The sequence below is a fragment of the Mycolicibacterium houstonense genome, from assembly GCF_900078665.2.
Lineage (GTDB): Bacteria > Actinomycetota > Actinomycetes > Mycobacteriales > Mycobacteriaceae > Mycobacterium > Mycobacterium houstonense.
This window is the reverse complement of the sequence record NZ_LT546207.1, coordinates 1404989-1419786: the sequence shown is the minus strand read 5'-3', so window position 1 is coordinate 1419786 and position 14798 is coordinate 1404989. Positions and strand designations below refer to the sequence as shown.

Annotated in this window: 13 protein-coding genes, 1 other RNA gene and 4 pseudogenes; 8 read left to right on the top strand and 10 right to left on the bottom strand. The window is 69.2% G+C overall.

Translation table 11 applies throughout. From position 1 onward, the window contains the following. Window positions 1-37: 37 nt before the first annotated feature. On the bottom strand, window positions 38-1429 hold the full coding sequence (locus BN4332_RS07120) for a WS/DGAT/MGAT family O-acyltransferase (RefSeq protein WP_066897812.1): 1392 nt from the start codon (window positions 1427-1429) through the stop codon (window positions 38-40). A gap of 158 nt (window positions 1430-1587) precedes the next feature. Between BN4332_RS07120 and panB the strand changes: the two genes are divergently transcribed. Then, on the top strand, window positions 1588-2445 hold the full coding sequence (panB, locus tag BN4332_RS07115) for a 3-methyl-2-oxobutanoate hydroxymethyltransferase (RefSeq protein WP_066897811.1): 858 nt from the start codon (window positions 1588-1590) through the stop codon (window positions 2443-2445). On the opposite strand, the gene BN4332_RS07110 is transcribed toward panB, so the two are convergent. Together BN4332_RS07110 and BN4332_RS07105 are read right to left on the bottom strand one after the other, a co-directional pair. Beyond that, the gene (locus BN4332_RS07110) at window positions 2442-3227 is read right to left on the bottom strand and encodes an enoyl-CoA hydratase/isomerase family protein (RefSeq protein ID WP_066897810.1); all 786 of its coding nucleotides are present in this window, start codon (window positions 3225-3227) and stop codon (window positions 2442-2444) included. The genes panB and BN4332_RS07110 overlap by 4 nt on opposite strands. Window positions 3228-3238: 11 nt before the next feature. Beyond that, the gene (locus BN4332_RS07105) at window positions 3239-3931 is read right to left on the bottom strand and encodes a TetR/AcrR family transcriptional regulator (RefSeq protein WP_066897809.1); all 693 of its coding nucleotides are present in this window, start codon (window positions 3929-3931) and stop codon (window positions 3239-3241) included. Window positions 3932-4087: 156 nt separating this feature from the next. Between BN4332_RS07105 and BN4332_RS07100 the strand changes: the two genes are divergently transcribed. Beyond that, the gene (locus BN4332_RS07100; RefSeq protein ID WP_066897808.1) at window positions 4088-5587 is read left to right on the top strand and encodes a CYTH and CHAD domain-containing protein; all 1500 of its coding nucleotides are present in this window, start codon (window positions 4088-4090) and stop codon (window positions 5585-5587) included. Between the two features lie 12 nt (window positions 5588-5599). On the opposite strand, the gene rnpB is transcribed toward BN4332_RS07100, so the two are convergent. Continuing rightward, an RNA gene (rnpB, locus tag BN4332_RS07095) (RNase P RNA component class A) lies at window positions 5600-5985 on the bottom strand. A gap of 29 nt (window positions 5986-6014) precedes the next feature. Here rnpB and BN4332_RS07090 point away from each other — a divergent pair. Together BN4332_RS07090 and BN4332_RS07085 are read left to right on the top strand one after the other, a co-directional pair. Further along, window positions 6015-6461, top strand: a complete 447-nt coding sequence (locus tag BN4332_RS07090; protein ID WP_066897807.1) for a helix-turn-helix transcriptional regulator — start codon at window positions 6015-6017, stop codon at window positions 6459-6461. A gap of 10 nt (window positions 6462-6471) precedes the next feature. Next, entirely contained in the window at window positions 6472-6891 is a 420-nt protein-coding gene (locus BN4332_RS07085) for a VOC family protein (RefSeq protein WP_066897806.1), read from the top strand. On the opposite strand, the pseudogene BN4332_RS35380 reads toward BN4332_RS07085, so the two are convergent. Further along, window positions 6888-8679, bottom strand: a pseudogene (locus BN4332_RS35380) (FAD-dependent oxidoreductase). The gene BN4332_RS07085 and the pseudogene BN4332_RS35380 sit on opposite strands and share 4 nt — an antisense overlap. A gap of 48 nt (window positions 8680-8727) precedes the next feature. On the opposite strand from BN4332_RS35380, the gene BN4332_RS07075 reads away from it, so the two are divergent. Then, entirely contained in the window at window positions 8728-9309 is a 582-nt protein-coding gene (locus tag BN4332_RS07075) for a type II toxin-antitoxin system RelB family anti-toxin (RefSeq protein WP_066897805.1), read from the top strand. A gap of 1 nt (window position 9310) precedes the next feature. Here BN4332_RS07075 and BN4332_RS07070 read toward each other — a convergent pair whose 3' ends face one another. From BN4332_RS07070 to BN4332_RS35375, 4 genes and pseudogenes are all read right to left on the bottom strand, one after another. Next, the gene (locus tag BN4332_RS07070; RefSeq protein WP_066897804.1) at window positions 9311-10420 is read right to left on the bottom strand and encodes a bifunctional RNase H/acid phosphatase; all 1110 of its coding nucleotides are present in this window, start codon (window positions 10418-10420) and stop codon (window positions 9311-9313) included. Then, entirely contained in the window at window positions 10417-11145 is a 729-nt protein-coding gene (locus BN4332_RS07065; RefSeq protein WP_066897803.1) for a zinc ribbon domain-containing protein, read from the bottom strand. The genes BN4332_RS07070 and BN4332_RS07065 overlap by 4 nt, the downstream gene beginning before the upstream one ends. Before the next feature lie 52 nt (window positions 11146-11197). Continuing rightward, window positions 11198-12247 (bottom strand): annotated as a pseudogene (locus tag BN4332_RS07060) (Nif3-like dinuclear metal center hexameric protein); the annotation flags it as partial. Further along, window positions 12246-12479, bottom strand: a pseudogene (locus tag BN4332_RS35375) (Rv2231c family pyridoxal phosphate-dependent protein CobC); the annotation flags it as partial. The pseudogenes BN4332_RS07060 and BN4332_RS35375, both read right to left, overlap by 2 nt. A gap of 146 nt (window positions 12480-12625) precedes the next feature. Between BN4332_RS35375 and BN4332_RS07055 the strand changes: the two are divergent. The 3 genes from BN4332_RS07055 to BN4332_RS07045 are packed head-to-tail and all read left to right on the top strand — an operon-like array spanning window position 12626 to window position 14646. Beyond that, the gene (locus tag BN4332_RS07055; RefSeq protein WP_066897802.1) at window positions 12626-13303 is read left to right on the top strand and encodes an HAD-IA family hydrolase; all 678 of its coding nucleotides are present in this window, start codon (window positions 12626-12628) and stop codon (window positions 13301-13303) included. Beyond that, entirely contained in the window at window positions 13296-13811 is a 516-nt protein-coding gene (locus BN4332_RS07050) for a low molecular weight protein-tyrosine-phosphatase (RefSeq protein WP_074133002.1), read from the top strand. Before BN4332_RS07055 ends, BN4332_RS07050 begins: the two co-directional genes overlap by 8 nt. A gap of 4 nt (window positions 13812-13815) precedes the next feature. Continuing rightward, window positions 13816-14646, top strand: a complete 831-nt coding sequence (locus BN4332_RS07045; protein ID WP_066897801.1) for an SURF1 family cytochrome oxidase biogenesis protein — start codon at window positions 13816-13818, stop codon at window positions 14644-14646. On the opposite strand, the pseudogene BN4332_RS33945 reads toward BN4332_RS07045, so the two are convergent. Next, window positions 14600-14798: pseudogene (locus BN4332_RS33945) on the bottom strand (cobalamin biosynthesis protein); the annotation flags it as partial. The gene BN4332_RS07045 and the pseudogene BN4332_RS33945 sit on opposite strands and share 47 nt — an antisense overlap.

Below are 14798 nucleotides of genomic sequence, written 5' to 3'. Positions count from 1 at the left end.
CGCCGCAGGCCGGGCCTGGTCCCCGAGTGTCGCGGCGCTATCGGGTAGCGGCGAGCAGTTCGTCGAGTGCCACGTGGAAGTCGTCGGCCATATCCCAGAGGTCAGGCAGCAATTCCGGGCACGACATGATCCCGACGTCGAGCATGCCGCTCAGCGACATCACGGTGATGTTGAGGCCGGATCCGTGGAAGATCGGGCCCAGCGGGTACATCGCCTTGACCTCGCAGCCCAGCAGGTACAGCGACTCCTGGGGCCCGGGCACGTTCGAGATGACGAGGTTGTGCACCGGTTTAGCCCCGGACAGCCGGCTGGCCGCGTAGACGCGCATCGCGGCGCCGAACACCGCCGGTGCCGCGAATTGCGTCCAGTCCTGCAGCAGTGTCGCGCTGATCGCCGAGCTGTGTTGTTTGGCAACCGAATTCGACGCGGCGATCGCCATCAGCCGCTCGGCCGGATCGTCGATGTTGGTTTCGAGCTTGGAGAACATGCCCGACACTTGGTTGCGCCCGGGCCGGTCGGACCGGTCGTGCACCGACACCGGCACCATCGCGACCAGGGAGCTTTCGGGCAGCTCACCGCGGTCGTTCAGGAACGTCCGCAGCACGCCCGAGACCAGCGCCATCACCACGTCGTTGACCTTGACGCCGAAGTGGTTCTTGACCGTCTTGATGTCGTCGAGGTTCAACTGCGCGAACGCGACGCTGCGCTGACCGGTGATGTTGGTGTTGAACGCGGTTTTCGGCGCGTTGAACGGGGCCGCCATCGCGCGTCCGCTCACGGCCCGGCGCACCGTGTCGATGACCGACGTCGCCGTGGCGGGCAGGACGTTGGCGAGCTTGAGCGGGCGGGCGGCGAACCTGAGCGCACCGCTGATGGCGATCTCACTGCCGGAGGCGTCACCGACCCCGTCCACCGGATCGGGCGGCGGTGCGTCGGCTTCGGTGGTGCACAGCTGCGACATCAGGTTGGCCCCGGTCACGCCGTCGACGCCGGCGTGGTGGATCTTCGTCATCAGGGCCAGGCGGCCACCCGACTGGGCGTCGGTGCCCGCCACGTTCTCGATGATCCACATCTCCCACAGCGGCCGGGTCCGGTCCAACGGCAGCGAGGCGATGTGGCCGCAGATCTCGGACAGCTCGGCGCGTCCACCGGGGGCAGGCAGCCCGATCCGGTGCAGATGCCGGTTGACGTCAAAGTCCTTGTCCTCCACCCACACCGGGTGATCGAGGTTGAACCGGCTGTCGGCGAGCTTCTCCCGGAAATGCGGCATCGCCTTGATGCGCAAGGACAGTTCGTCCCGCATCCGGTCGAAGGTGTAGCCGCCCGGCATGGTCGACGTGTCCAATTCCAGTACCGAGCACACGTGCATCGGCTGCGCCGCGGTTTCGAGATACAGGAAGCTGGCGTCGAGTCCACTGAGCCGTTGCATGCCGCCGATGTTAGGACTCCGGGCACCGACTGTGAGGAAATCCACTCAAACGGCGCTTTTGCCTTCATCTGCCGCGGTGGCAGACTTGGGATTGTCAGCCGAACCCGGGGACCGCAAGGCGGCCTCGAGGATCGAACCGACCATCACAAGGGACGACGATGTCTGAACAGTCTGTTTATGGTGCCTCCGATTCTTCCGCGGAGTCCGCGCCGGCCAAGCCGCGTACCAAGGTCCGCACGCTCACGCTGCAGAAATGGAAGTCAGAAGGCCACAAGTGGTCGATGCTCACCTGCTACGACTACTCCAGCGCGCGGGTGTTCGACGACGCCGGTATTCCGGTGCTCCTCGTCGGCGACTCGGCGGCAAACGTGGTGTACGGCTACGACACCACCGTGCCGATCACGATCGATGAGCTGATCCCGTTGGCGCGCGCCGTGGTCAAGGGCGCCCCGCACGCCCTGGTCGTGGCCGACCTGCCGTTCGGCAGCTACGAATCCAGCCCGCAGCAGGCACTCGCGACTGCTACACGCTTCATGAAGGAGACGGGCGCGCAGGCGGTCAAGCTCGAAGGCGGCGAGCGGATGGCCGATCAGATCGCGATGCTGAGCGCCGCGGGCATCCCCGTGGTCGCCCACATCGGCTTCACCCCGCAAAGCGTCAACGGCCTCGGCGGGTTCCGGGTCCAGGGCCGGGGCGATGCCGCCGAGCAGACCATCCACGACGCGATCGCGGTGCAGGAAGCCGGCGCGGTCGCGGTGGTACTGGAGATGGTGCCCGCCGAGCTGGCCACCCAGATCACCGGCAAGCTCACCATCCCGACGGTGGGCATCGGCGCCGGACCCAATTGCGATGCGCAGGTGCTGGTCTGGCAGGACATGGCCGGGCTCACCAGCGGCAAGACCGCCAAGTTCGTCAAGCGCTTCGGCGACGTGGGCGGCGAACTGCACCGCGCGGCAGCGCAGTTCGCCGACGAGGTGGCGGCCGGGGTGTTCCCGGCCGAGGAGCACTCCTACTAGGCGAATTCGGCCCGGCGCTTGGCCAGGAACGCGTCGACGCCTTCGCGGCCATCGGCGGAGTTGGCCCGCTCGGCGATGAACCGGCCCTCGGCCGCCATCTGCTCTTCCAGGCTGTTCTTGAACGAGGACACCAGCAGCGCCTTGACCGCGCCGTTGGATCCGCCGGAGCCGGCGGCGACCTGCTCGGCGAGCTCGGTGGCCCGGGCCGCCAGTTGGTCGGCGGCGGTCACCTCGGTGACCAGTCCCCAGTCCTGCGCCTCGGCGGCCGACAGGCTCCGGTTGGTCAGGATCAGTTCCTGGGCTCGGCGCAGCCCGACCAGCCGGGGCAGGTGGTACGACGCGCTGCCGTCCGGGCTCAGGCCCACCTTGGTGTAGGCCATGGTGAACGTGGCGGATTCGGCGGCCAGCACCAGGTCGCCGGCCACCGCGAGGCTGAACCCGGCACCGGCGGCGGTGCCGTTGACCGCGGTGATCACCACGGCGTTCATCCGGGCGAACGACGAGATCGCCTGGTGCAGGTCGTCTGCGACGCCCTTGATGAACTGGCCGCGGTCGGGCGCGGTGGCGAAGGATTTCAGGTCGCCGCCCGCGCAGAAGAACCGGCCCGCACCGCTGAGCACCACGGCCTTCGTTCCCGGCGTGTCGCAGCGCCGTGCCGCATCGGCAAGTTCACGAGTCATGGTGTCGTTCATGCCGTTTGCGGCGTCCGGGCGGTTCAGCGTGATGTGCGCGACGGCGCCGGACTGCTGGAACGAGATGGCTTCATAGGTGGGCTCGGTCACGCTCGGCAACTCTAGCGGGCCGGCGTTTCGGTGGGGTGCACCCCCAACCGGTCCGCGGTGACCTTGACCAGCGCAGCGAAATCGCCGGTGAACCCGAGGATCCGCAGGGCTCCCTCCCCGATCACCCATGGCTGCGTCGGGGTGCTCTCCACGTCGTCGGAGCGGCTGTTGGTGACCGATTCGACGAGTCGGAACGGCAGGTCGGCGGCCTCGGGCGGGCCCGCGCATTCGTCGATCACCGCGGCCGACAGCCGCCGGTAGACCTCCCGCAGCTCGGCACGACGCCGACGGAACGGCTCGAACCGGTCGGTTCGCAGCTCGGGCAGCAGATACAGCGCACCCAGATTCCACCGGCCGGCGCACAGTTGGCGCGCGTCCGCGACCACGAGCGTGTGCAGGCGCTGGGCGGCCGGCCCGTCACCGTCCAGCAGCTGGGTGCCCAGCTGCAGGGCCTCGTCCACGGTGCCGGCCAGCAACGCGTCGAGGATGTCGTCCTTGGTGGCGAAATGGTGGTACAGCGACGCCTGCCGCACCCCGACCTCATCGGCGATCCGCCGCGTCGAGGTGCTCGCGTATCCGTGGTTGGTGAACAGCTCGGCGGCGGCATCGAGGATCTCCTCGCGAGCGGTGCTGCCCGGCCGGCGCGGCCGTTCCAGCCGCGGGCGTCCACGCCCGGCAGCGGTCGGATTGGCGTCGGCCCCCATGCCGGCAACCCTAGGAGATGGCATCGGCCGTGACAGCGGGTGCGGTGCGGTAGCGCCAAGTCTTGACGCTGCTGTGACCAACGCACCGGTCATGGCGCCCGCCCGGATATGGCACGCTGATCCCATCCGATCGTCCGGTGCACAGCGAAGGTGACAATGGCCCCCGGCAAGCCCAAGACCGCCAGGTACACCGAAATCGAACGCAAGTTCGCGGTCACGGAGAACACCGTCTCCCCCTCGTTCGAGGGTCTGTCGGCCGTCGCCGAGGTGGTCCGGTCCGGAGCCCAGCATCTCGACGCGGTGTACTTCGACACTCCCGACCGGGATCTGGCGGCGCATCGCATCACGCTGCGGCGCCGCACCGGCGGCAGCGACGCCGGCTGGCATCTCAAGCTTCCGGCCGGCCCCGATACCCGCACCGAAGTCCGTGCCCCGCTGGGCAGCTCGACCGACACGGTGCCAGAGGATCTGCGCGACATCGTGCTGGCCATCGTTCGGGACCGGCCCCTCGCCCCGGTGGCCCGCATCAGTACCGAGCGCCGGATCGAGGTGCTGCACGGGCCCGACGGGACGGCGCTGGCCGAGTTCTGCGATGACCGCGTCACCGCGTCGGCCACCGGACCGGAAGCCGAGCAGCAGAGCTGGCGGGAGTGGGAGCTGGAGCTGCTGCCCGCCGATGTCCCCGACGACCTGATGGACCGGCTGGCAAACCGGCTCGCCGACGCGGGCGCCGAGCCGGCCGGGCACGGTTCGAAGCTCGCCAAGGTGCTCGGCACGGACACGGCGCCCGCGCCCGAGCCCCCGGCCGATCCGGTGCACCGGGCGATCGCCGAGCAGATCGACGAGCTGCTGGTGTGGGACCGCGCGGTGCGCGCCGACGCGTACGACTCGGTGCACCAGATGCGGGTCACCACCCGCAAGCTCCGCAGCCTGCTGCAGGAGTCCAAGGAGTCGTTCGGACTCGACGACGAGAACGGCTGGGTGCTCGACGAGCTGCGGGCGCTGGCCGCGGTGCTGGGCGTGGCGCGCGACGCCGAGGTTCTGGCCGAGCGCTATCAGCGTGCCCTCGACGAGTTGCCCGCCGAGCTGATCCGCGGACCGGTGCGGCAACGGCTGGTGGAGGGCGCCAACCGCAGGTACACCTCGGGCTGGCGGCGTTCTCTGCTGGCCATGCGCTCGCAACGGTATTTCCGGCTGCTGGACGCGCTGGAGGAGCTCGTCCGCGCCGAACCGCCGAAGTCAGCGGACGGATCGCATGCCTCGGTGAACATCGATGCGGCGTACAAACGCGTGCGCAAGGCCGCCAAGAACGCCGAGGCGGTGGCTGCCGACGATGTGAGCGCCGAGGAGAAGGACGAGGCGCTGCATCGAATCCGTAAGGGCGCCAAGCGACTTCGTTACACCGCGGCAGCCACCGGCGCGGACAAGGTCTCCGACCGCGCCAAGACCATCCAGACCCTGCTGGGTGACCATCAGGACAGCGTGGTGAGCAAGGCCCACCTGAGCACGCAGGCCGACGCCGCCCATGCCGCCGGCGAGGACACCTTCACCTACGGGCTGCTCTATCAGCAGGAGCACGACACCGCCCAGCAGTCCCGGGCGTCGCTGCAGGACGCACTCAAGAAGCTGGACAAGGCGGTTCGCAAGGCCCACTAGGGGCCGGGGGGGCGAACGAGTTGGCCTGTAAGCCGGATTCTGTCCTTCGTCGCCATCGCTGGCGTCGAAGCGGCGACCATCCATCTGGACACACCGTCGCCGGGTGCCTCAAGCGGCCTACCCGCAGGCTCGGGCGAGCAGCCCTCAGGCGCCTGCGCGGCCGCAACCAGGTTGCGGCCTTCTTGGCCTTGCTTCGGGTGGGGTTTGCCTAGCCACCCCGGTCACCCGGGGTGCTGGTGCGCTCTTACCGCACCGTTTCACCCTTACCATTTCTGGCGGTCTGTTTTCTGTGGCACTTTCCCGCGAGTCACCTCGGATTGCCGTTAGCAATCACCCTGCTCTGTGAAGTCCGGACTTTCCTCGACACCCGAGGGTGCCGCGGCCGCCCGGCCAACTCGTTCGCGCTGATCACCGTACCCTTTATTTCATGCCCCGGGTGCCACCTGCCCGATATCTGCTCCGAGCCAAGGACCTGGCCGACGCCCGCTACGCCGATCCGATCACGGTCGACGACCTGGCTGCCGCCGCCGGTCTGTCCCGCGCGCACTTCAGCCGCATGTTCACCCGCACCTTCGGGGAGTCCCCGCGGTCCTACCTGCAGACCCGGCGCCTCGAACGGGCCGCGGCGCTGTTACGCAACACCGACCGCTCCGTGGCCGACATCTGCGTGATGGTCGGCCTGCACAGCGTGGGGTCGTTCACCACGACCTTCGCCAAGGCATACGGCAAGTCGCCTGCGGCCTACCGGGCGGGCCTGCCGCCCGCCGCGCTGCGGGCGCCGATACCCAGCTGCATCCTGGCCCGCGACACCCGGCCCCGCATCGGTGCCAAAACAGCACACCAGGAGAAGACGGACGGTAGGGACCGGCCGTAGCGTCGGCGCCATGATGAAAATCGCCAGCACCCACCTGTGGGTTCACGATCAGGAAGTCGCACTGAAGTTCTGGACCGAGAAGGTGGGAATGGAAGTGCGCGAGGATGTTTCGCTACCCGACGCCGACGCTCCGTTCCGGTGGCTCACCGTCGGCCCGCCCGGCCAGGACGACGTCACCATCGTGCTGATGGCGGTACCCGGCCCGCCCATCATGGACGCCGACACCCGCAAGCAGGTACTCGATCTGGCCGCAAAAGGCTTCGCCGGCACCGTCTTTCTGACCACCGACGACTGCCAGAAGAGCTATGAGGAACTGGCCGCTCGTGGTGTCGAGTTCACCGAGGCTCCCCACCAGATGCCCTACGGCATCGACTCGGGCTTCCGCGACCCGTCGGGCAACAGCATCAGGCTGACCGAGCGCACCGACTAAGCGGCGTGCCCCCACCGCGCGAACTCAATCGCGACCTTCAGCTCGGTCATGCTCTCGTATCTGTCGATCGCCCCGGGTGGCGGCAGCGCGGTCGACCGGTAACGCGCGCCGGTGGGAGTCACGAATTCGGCGGTGTGGACACCGTTCTCGTCTGCCGTCGTCACCGACCATCCCGGCGACTCCTTGACGTAGTTGCACCTTTCGCACTCGCCGAGACCGTTGAGCGCACTGGTCGGCCCGCCTGCCGCGTGGGGCCGGGCGTGGTCGCGGTGCCGGACCGGCGCATCGCAGTACGGGGTCCTGCAAGCCTGGTCGCGCAGCCCGATGAACGCGGCCAGGCCCTTCGGAAACAGCCGCGATCGCGACTCCATCGCCACCAGGGCACCGGATTCGGGATGCCGGTAGAGCCGCCGTAGCGTCGCCCGCGAACGCTCGTCGGCCACCGCGCCTCTCACCAGGTTGCGGGCAACGGCGGCCGGCACCGGCCCGTAACCGTCGATGACTGCCGGACTGTCGTCGTCGGCCAACAGGGTCTGGTCGGACAGCGACAGGTTGACGGCCACCGGCTCCGGCACCTCGGCCGGGCGGCCGGTGACCCGTTCGACCACCGTGTCGGCCATCACCTGGCCGCGCGTCCGGCCGTCGAAGGTCGTATCAGCAGTCCGTTTGAGCGCCGCATAGACGCCGACGCCCTTCTGCACCGGCAACAGCACCGTGAGGCGTGCCATACAGTCGGGCGCCGGCCGAATCCAGACATTTCGATCCTCGGCCGCCTTGGCCGCCCGATCAACGACCGCCTGCGGATCCAGCCGGTAGGCGATCGTCTTGGCCTCCGCCTCGATCCGTCGGTCGCCCAGACCGTCGAGCTTCGCGACGTCACCGCACATCTCGGCGTCCAGTGCCCGACGATCTTCGACCGTCAGGCAGGCCGACTCCCGCACGATCAGGGTTGCCCGCCATTCCGACAACACCCCGGACTCCAGCGCCGCCAGCGTGTGCGGCATCTCGTACACCAACGCCTTGGCGAACCCGAGATGCCGACTGCCACGTNACCGCGCCCAGTTGGGCGGGCAGCGCCGAGCGCTGATGCAGCGTGGCGGCGACGAGGGCACCACGACGGGCCAGCCGGGTGCCGTCATCGAACTCCACGGCGGCCAATTCGCCGTCCGCGGAGACGAATCGGGCGATGGCTCGTTCGTCGATGGAGATCCCTGCTGCATCGAGTTTCTTGATCTGCGCCTCGTCCAGTCCGCTGTCCCCGTTGGTGAGCACCACCAGATCCTCGGTCCAGCCGCGCATCATCAACGCCGAGTGCACCGCACGGTCACCCTGTGCGATCACCGCAACCGGCGCATCACGCATCTCCCACCCGTGGCAGAACGGGCAGTGGAAAACCGAACCGCCCCAAAGCTCTTCGAGTCCGGGAATCTGCGGTGTCCGGTACTCCATGCCGGTGGCCAGCAGCACCGTCCTGGCACGCTCGCGGGAGCCGTCGGCCAGTTCGAGCACGAAACCGGGCTCACCGCGCACGACGTCACCGGAGCGCACCTCCACAGTGGGGTAGGCCGCCAGTTCGTCGCGACCCGCGCCGTAGAGGTCGGCGGGCGGCCGGCCGTCGCTGCCCAACAGGCCGCCGATCCCGGGCGCGGCCAGATTGCTCGGCTGTCCCGCATCGACCAGCAGCACTCGGCGCCGGGCGCGACCCAGCACCAGCGCTGCGCTCAACCCGGCGGCTCCCCCACCGACGACCACGCAATCCCATGACTTGTCCAAAGCTTCGAAGTCCATGACTTCGAGCTTGCCGAATCCGACTCCAAAATGCCAAGCTAATTTGCCATGCAGGCAAACGCTGATGACGCCGGCGACATCGACACCCTGGTCCGGCGCCGGTTACGGGAGTTGCGGGCACAACGCGGCCTCACCCTGGAAGACGTCGCACGCCGAGCCCAGATCGACATCTCGACGCTGAGCCGGCTGGAATCGGGCAAGCGCCGCCTGGCGCTGGACCACCTGCCCCGCCTGGCGACCGCACTGTCGGTGACCACCGACGAGTTGCTGCGCCCTCCGCAAGCCGAGGATCCCCGGGTCACCGGCAGCTCGCACACCCACCACGACATCACCTATTGGCCGTTGACCCGCCACGGACCGGCGGCCGGGTTGCACGCCTACAAGATCCGGATCAGCGCGAAGCGCCGCAAGCCCCCCACCGAATTCCCCGTGCACGAGGGACGCGATTGGATGTACGTGCTGTCCGGGCAACTGCGGCTGATCCTCGGCGAGCAGGATTTCGTGGTGAATCCCGGTGAGGCGGTGGAGTTCTCGACGTGGACTCCGCACTGGTTCGGTGTCGTCGACGGCCCGGTCGAGGCGATCACCATCTTCGGCCCGCACGGCGAACAGCTACACCTGCACGCCTGACCTACAGGTAGGCGGTCTGGTTCACCAGCCGGACCGACGATCCTCCGTCGGCGTAGAACTCGGCGATCGACAGTGAAGCAAGGTCCAGGTGCAGCCGGTACAGGATGCCCTCGCCGGCATCCAGCGCGAGCCGCAGGACGGTCTTGATCGGCGTCACGTGCGACACCACCAGAACGGTTGTCGCCCCGTACTCGGCGATGATCCGGTCGCGCGCCCGAAGAACCCGGTGCGCCACCGCGTCGAAGCTCTCTCCCCCGGGCGGTTCGACGCTGGTGTCCCGCAGCCAGCGCCGGTGCAGTTCCGGATCCCGTTGCGCGGCTTCGGCGAACGTCAGCCCCTCCCAGGCGCCGAAATCTGTCTCGATCAGATCGTCGTCGACCCGGACATCGACACCGAGCGCCTTGGCCGCCGCCGTCGCGGTGTCGTAGGCCCGCTCCAGCGGAGAGGTGATCACCGCCGCGACGCCGCCGCGCGTACCGAGGAAGCGCGCGGCGGCATCGGCCTGCCTGCGTCCCTCCTCGGTCAGCGCCGGGTTACCTCGGCCCGAATAGCGCCTCGCCACGGACAATTCGGTCTGGCCGTGCCGCAACAGCAACAGCCGGGTGGGCGCCCCGGTGGCACCGGTCCAGCCAGGTGCCGACAGCGTGGGCTTCTCGGCCTCGACGGGTTCGGCGGCCGATTCGGCCACCGGCATCTCGGTGACGATCCCGGCCGCGGCATCCATCGCCTCGTTGGCCAGTCGATCGGCATGACTGTTGCGCGCCCGCGGAATCCACGTGTAACTGACCCGGTCGAAGCCGGCGGCCAACTCAGCGGCCTGGCGCTGCAGCTCCACCAGATCGGGATGCTTGACGCGCCAGCGACCCGACATCTGTTCGATCACCAGCTTGGAGTCCATCGACACCGCCACCTCGGCGGCACCGAGCTCGGCCGCTGCCGCCAAACCCGCGATCAGCCCGCGGTATTCGGCGACGTTGTTAGTGGCTCGCCCGATCGCCTCCTTGCGCTCGGCCAGCACCGCGGTGTGGTCGGTGTCGAACACCACGGCGCCGTAGCCCGCCGGTCCCGGATTGCCCCGGGACCCGCCGTCGGCCTCGACGAGCAGTTTCATGGTTTGACCCGCAACAGGATCGCCCCGCATTCCGGGCAGCGCAGCACGTCATCCTCGGCGGCCGCGGCGATCCGGGCGCTCTCGCCGCGGTCGATCTCGATGCGGCAGGCACCGCAGCGGCGGCCCTGCAACAAACCGGCGCCCGCGCCGCCGCGTGCCCGCTGACGCTCGTACAGACCGACGAGCTCGGGGTCGATGAGGTTCACCAGCCCGTCGCGGCGAGTGGTGGCCTGATGACGAGACTGGTCGATCTCCACCAGCGCGGCGTCACGGGCCTGCTGGGCCGCCGACAATGCGGTCTGCAGTTCGTCGATGCGCTGCAACGCTTCGGCCTGCCGGGCCGCCATTTCCTCGCGGCGCTCCATGAGTTCCAGCAGCGAGTCCTCCAGGCTGGCCTGCCGACGCTCCAATGTCTCCAGCTCGTGCTGGATCTCGGCAACCTGCTTGGCGCCCACCGTGCCGCCGGCGATCAGCCCGCGGTCGCGGTCCTCACGCTGACGCACCGAATCGATTTCGCTTTCGAGCTTGGCCACCTGGGCATCCAGATCCTCCAGCGCGATACCCAGGACGGCCAAACCGTCGTTGGCCGCGGCGTGCTGGGCCTGAGCCTCGTCGACCTGCTTCTGCTCGGCCAGGTTCTTGGCACGATGCTCGATGCGCCCGAGTTCGGCGTCGACCTCGGTCAGCGCGAGAAGCGAACGTTGTTGTTTTACTTCGGCTTTCATGCCCTGACTTTCATGTAGCGACTGGTTGTTACTGCGTTCATTGGTTCGTGCGTCAGCACTCGACGTTCCACGGATCGGTGCGCACCGCCGACACCCGCACGCCGATGGCGTCACCGAACTGCCTGCGCAACACCTCGGCGGCCTGGGCACACCACGGGAATTCACTGGCCCAGTGCGCCACGTCGACCAGCGCGACCGGTGAGGCGCGGCGATGTTCGTCGGCGGGGTGGTGGCGCAGATCCGATGTGACATAGGCCTGTACCCCGGCGCGGGCCACCGCACCCAGTAGTGAATCGCCGGCTCCCCCGCACACCGCCACCCGCGACACCATGGCGTCGGGATCCCCCGACGTCCGCACCCCCCACGAGGTCGCCGGCAGGGCAGCCCGGACCCGGGAAGCGAAGGCCGACAACGGTTCCGGACGGTCCAGCACACCGATCCGGCCGATGCCCACCTCACCTGGGATCGGCGCGAGCGCAATGATGTCGAAGGCCGGTTCCTCATAGGGATGCGCCGATCGCAACGCGGCCAGGATGGTGGCTCGCAGTCGTGACGGCGCAATCATCTCCACCCGGTCCTCGGCCACCCGCTCGACGGACCCGACCTCGCCGATGGCCGGGGCGGCCCCGTCGTGGGGCAGGAACTGGCCGGTTCCGGGCACGCTCCAACTGCAGTGCGAATAGTCGCCGATGCGCCCGCCCCCGGCGTCGAACATCGCCTCGGCCACGGCGGCCGCATCGGTATCCGGCACGAAGACCACCCATTTGTCCAGGTCCGGCCCCGCCGTCGCGGGCGACAGCACGCTCTCGACGGTGAGGCCGAGCGACGCGGCCAGCGCATCGGACACCCCGGGCGAGGCCGAGTCGGCGTTGGTGTGCGCGGTGAACAGCGCCCGGCCGGTGCGGATCATCCGGTGGATCAGCGCGCCCTTGGCGGTGCTGGCCGCGACGGTGTCCACCCCGCGCAACAGCAGCGGGTGGTGGGCCAGCAACAGCCCACCCTCGGGCACCTCGTCGACAACGGCCTCAGTGGCGTCGACCGCGATCGTCACCGATTCGACCGGTTCTCCGGGATCGCCGCACACCAAGCCGACCGAATCCCAGTNCGGCCAGCTTCGGCCGCAGCCCGGGCAGCAGGGCGAATCCTTCCGCCCCGCCCGCCAGCAGAACGACCTCGTCCTGGTGACGCAGGTGGCGGGCCGCGACCGCCGCCACAGCCCGGCGCTCATCGGCCTCGCTCGGGTAGCTGCCGAGATCGGGCAGCCGCGCGGCCAGGCGATCGGTCAGCCAGGCCGGCGGACCACCGGGCCGGACGTTCACCGCGAAGTCCAGCATGCCCGGCAATGCGGCCTGGTCGCCGTGGTAGCGGGCGCCGGGACGGGTCCCGCCGTGGGGTGGGCAGAGCACAGCACGACCCTAGTGGTCGGTATCCCCAACTGGGCATCCGGAGGACCGCGGGCGGCATACGGGAGAATGGGCACGTGACTGACACGCTGGAACTCACCCGACCGCAGCTGGTGCTGTTCGACCTCGACGGCACGCTGACCGATTCGGCAGCCGGAATCGTGTCGAGTTTCCGCCATGCCCTGGCCCACGTGGGTGCCGGCGTACCGGACGGTGACCTGGCCGGGCGCATCGTCGGCCCGCCGATGCACGAGACGCTTCGATTGCTGAGCCTGGGCGAGACGAGCTTCGACGCCGACGCGGCGATCGCGGCCTACCGCGCCGACTACACGAGCCGCGGCTGGGCGATGAACAGCCTGTTCGACGGTGTGGATGCCCTGCTGGCCGATCTGCAGTCCGCCGGGGTGCGGCTGGCGGTGGCCACCTCGAAGGCGGAGCCGACGGCCCGGCGCATCCTTGAGCACTTCGGCCTGGACGGCTACTTCGAGGTGATCGCCGGGGCCAGCCCCGACGGCACCCGGGCGGCCAAGGCCGATGTGGTCGCCCACGCGCTGGCTCAGCTGCGGCCCCTGCCGCAGCGAGTGCTGATGGTCGGTGACCGCATGCACGACGTGGAGGGTGCGGCCGAGCACGGCATCGACACCGTGGTCGTCGGCTGGGGCTACGGCGCGGCCGACTTCACCGGTCCTGCCGCGGTGAGCGCGCACGCCCACGTCGCCACCGTCGCGGCGCTCCGGGAGGTGCTCGGTGTCTGACGTCACCACCGAACCCGTGCTGCACGTGACGTTCGTGTGCTCGGGCAACATCTGCCGGTCCCCGATGGCCGAGAAGATGTTCGCCCATCAGATCAGCGAGCGCGGCCTGGCCGGGGTGGTCCGGGTGAGCAGCGGCGGCACCGGCGGCTGGCATGCCGGTGACGGCGCCGACGAACGCGCCTGCCTGGTGTTGCGGGAACGCGGCTATCCCAGCGATCACGTGGCCGCTCAGGTGTGCGACGACCACCTGGGCGCCGACCTCGTCGTGGCACTCGGCCGGAATCACCTGCGCATCCTGACCGACCTGGGCGTGGCGGGCGACCGGCTGCGGATGCTGCGCTCGTTCGACCCACGCTCGGGTGCGCACGCCCTCGACGTGGAGGATCCGTACTACGGCGCCAAGAGCGACTTCGAGGACGTGTTCACCGTGATCGAGGCGTCGCTGCCCGGGCTGCACGCCTGGGTCGACGACGCCCTGGCGCGCCGAAGGGTTCTCGAGGAGTCGTAGTTTGATGCGCCGATTGACCTTCCTGTTGCGACCCCAGTGGATCGCGTTGTTCGTCGTGGTCCTCGCGTTCGCCTACCTCTGCTTCACCGTGCTGGCGCCGTGGCAGCTGGGCAAGAACACCAAGACCTCGCGCGAGAACAACCAGATCAGCCATTCTCTGCAGGCCGATCCCGTCCCGGTGACCACGCTTCTGCCCCAACAAGATTCGGCCGCACCCGACTCGCAATGGCAACGCGTCACCGCCACGGGCCACTACCTGCCCAAGGCCGAGGTGCTGGTGCGGCTGCGGGTGGTCGACGGCGAACCGGCCTTCGAGGTGCTCACCCCGTTCGCCGTCGACGGCGGGCCGACGGTGCTGGTCAACCGCGGCTTCATCACGCCGATCGACGGGAACAAGGTGCCCGAGTTCGCCCCGGCGCCGACCGGTCCGGTGACGATCACCGCGCGCCTGCGTGATCCGGAAGCCCGTATCCCGGGCAAGGAACCGTTCCGCGGCGAAGAGGGCGCCCAGCAGGTGTATTCGATCAACCCCGACCAGATCGCCTCGCTCACCGGCGTCCCGCTGACGGAGTCGTACCTGCAGCTGGTGGGCGGCCAGCCGGGTGGGCTCGGGGAGATCTCGCTGCCTCATCTCGATGCCGGGCCGTTCCTGTCCTACGGCATCCAGTGGATCGCGTTCGGCATCGTCGCCCCGCTCGGACTGGGGTACTTCGTGTATGCCGAAATCCAGCAGCGCCGGCGCGAACGCGGCGCGGCCCAGGCCGAATCGGCCGCGCCGGCCCGGGAACTCACCGGCGAGGAGAAGATCGCCGACCGCTACGGCAAGCGACGCTGAGGGCCACCGCAACCACGGCCGCGCCGCCCTGCACGGCGCGCGAGAGCCGCACCGTGCGGGCCACGTCGGGCACCTCGGGGATGCGTCCATCGCCCAGTGTGGGACGGATCTCCAGCTGGTGCGCGTACTGCGTCGGGCCACCGAGCCGCACC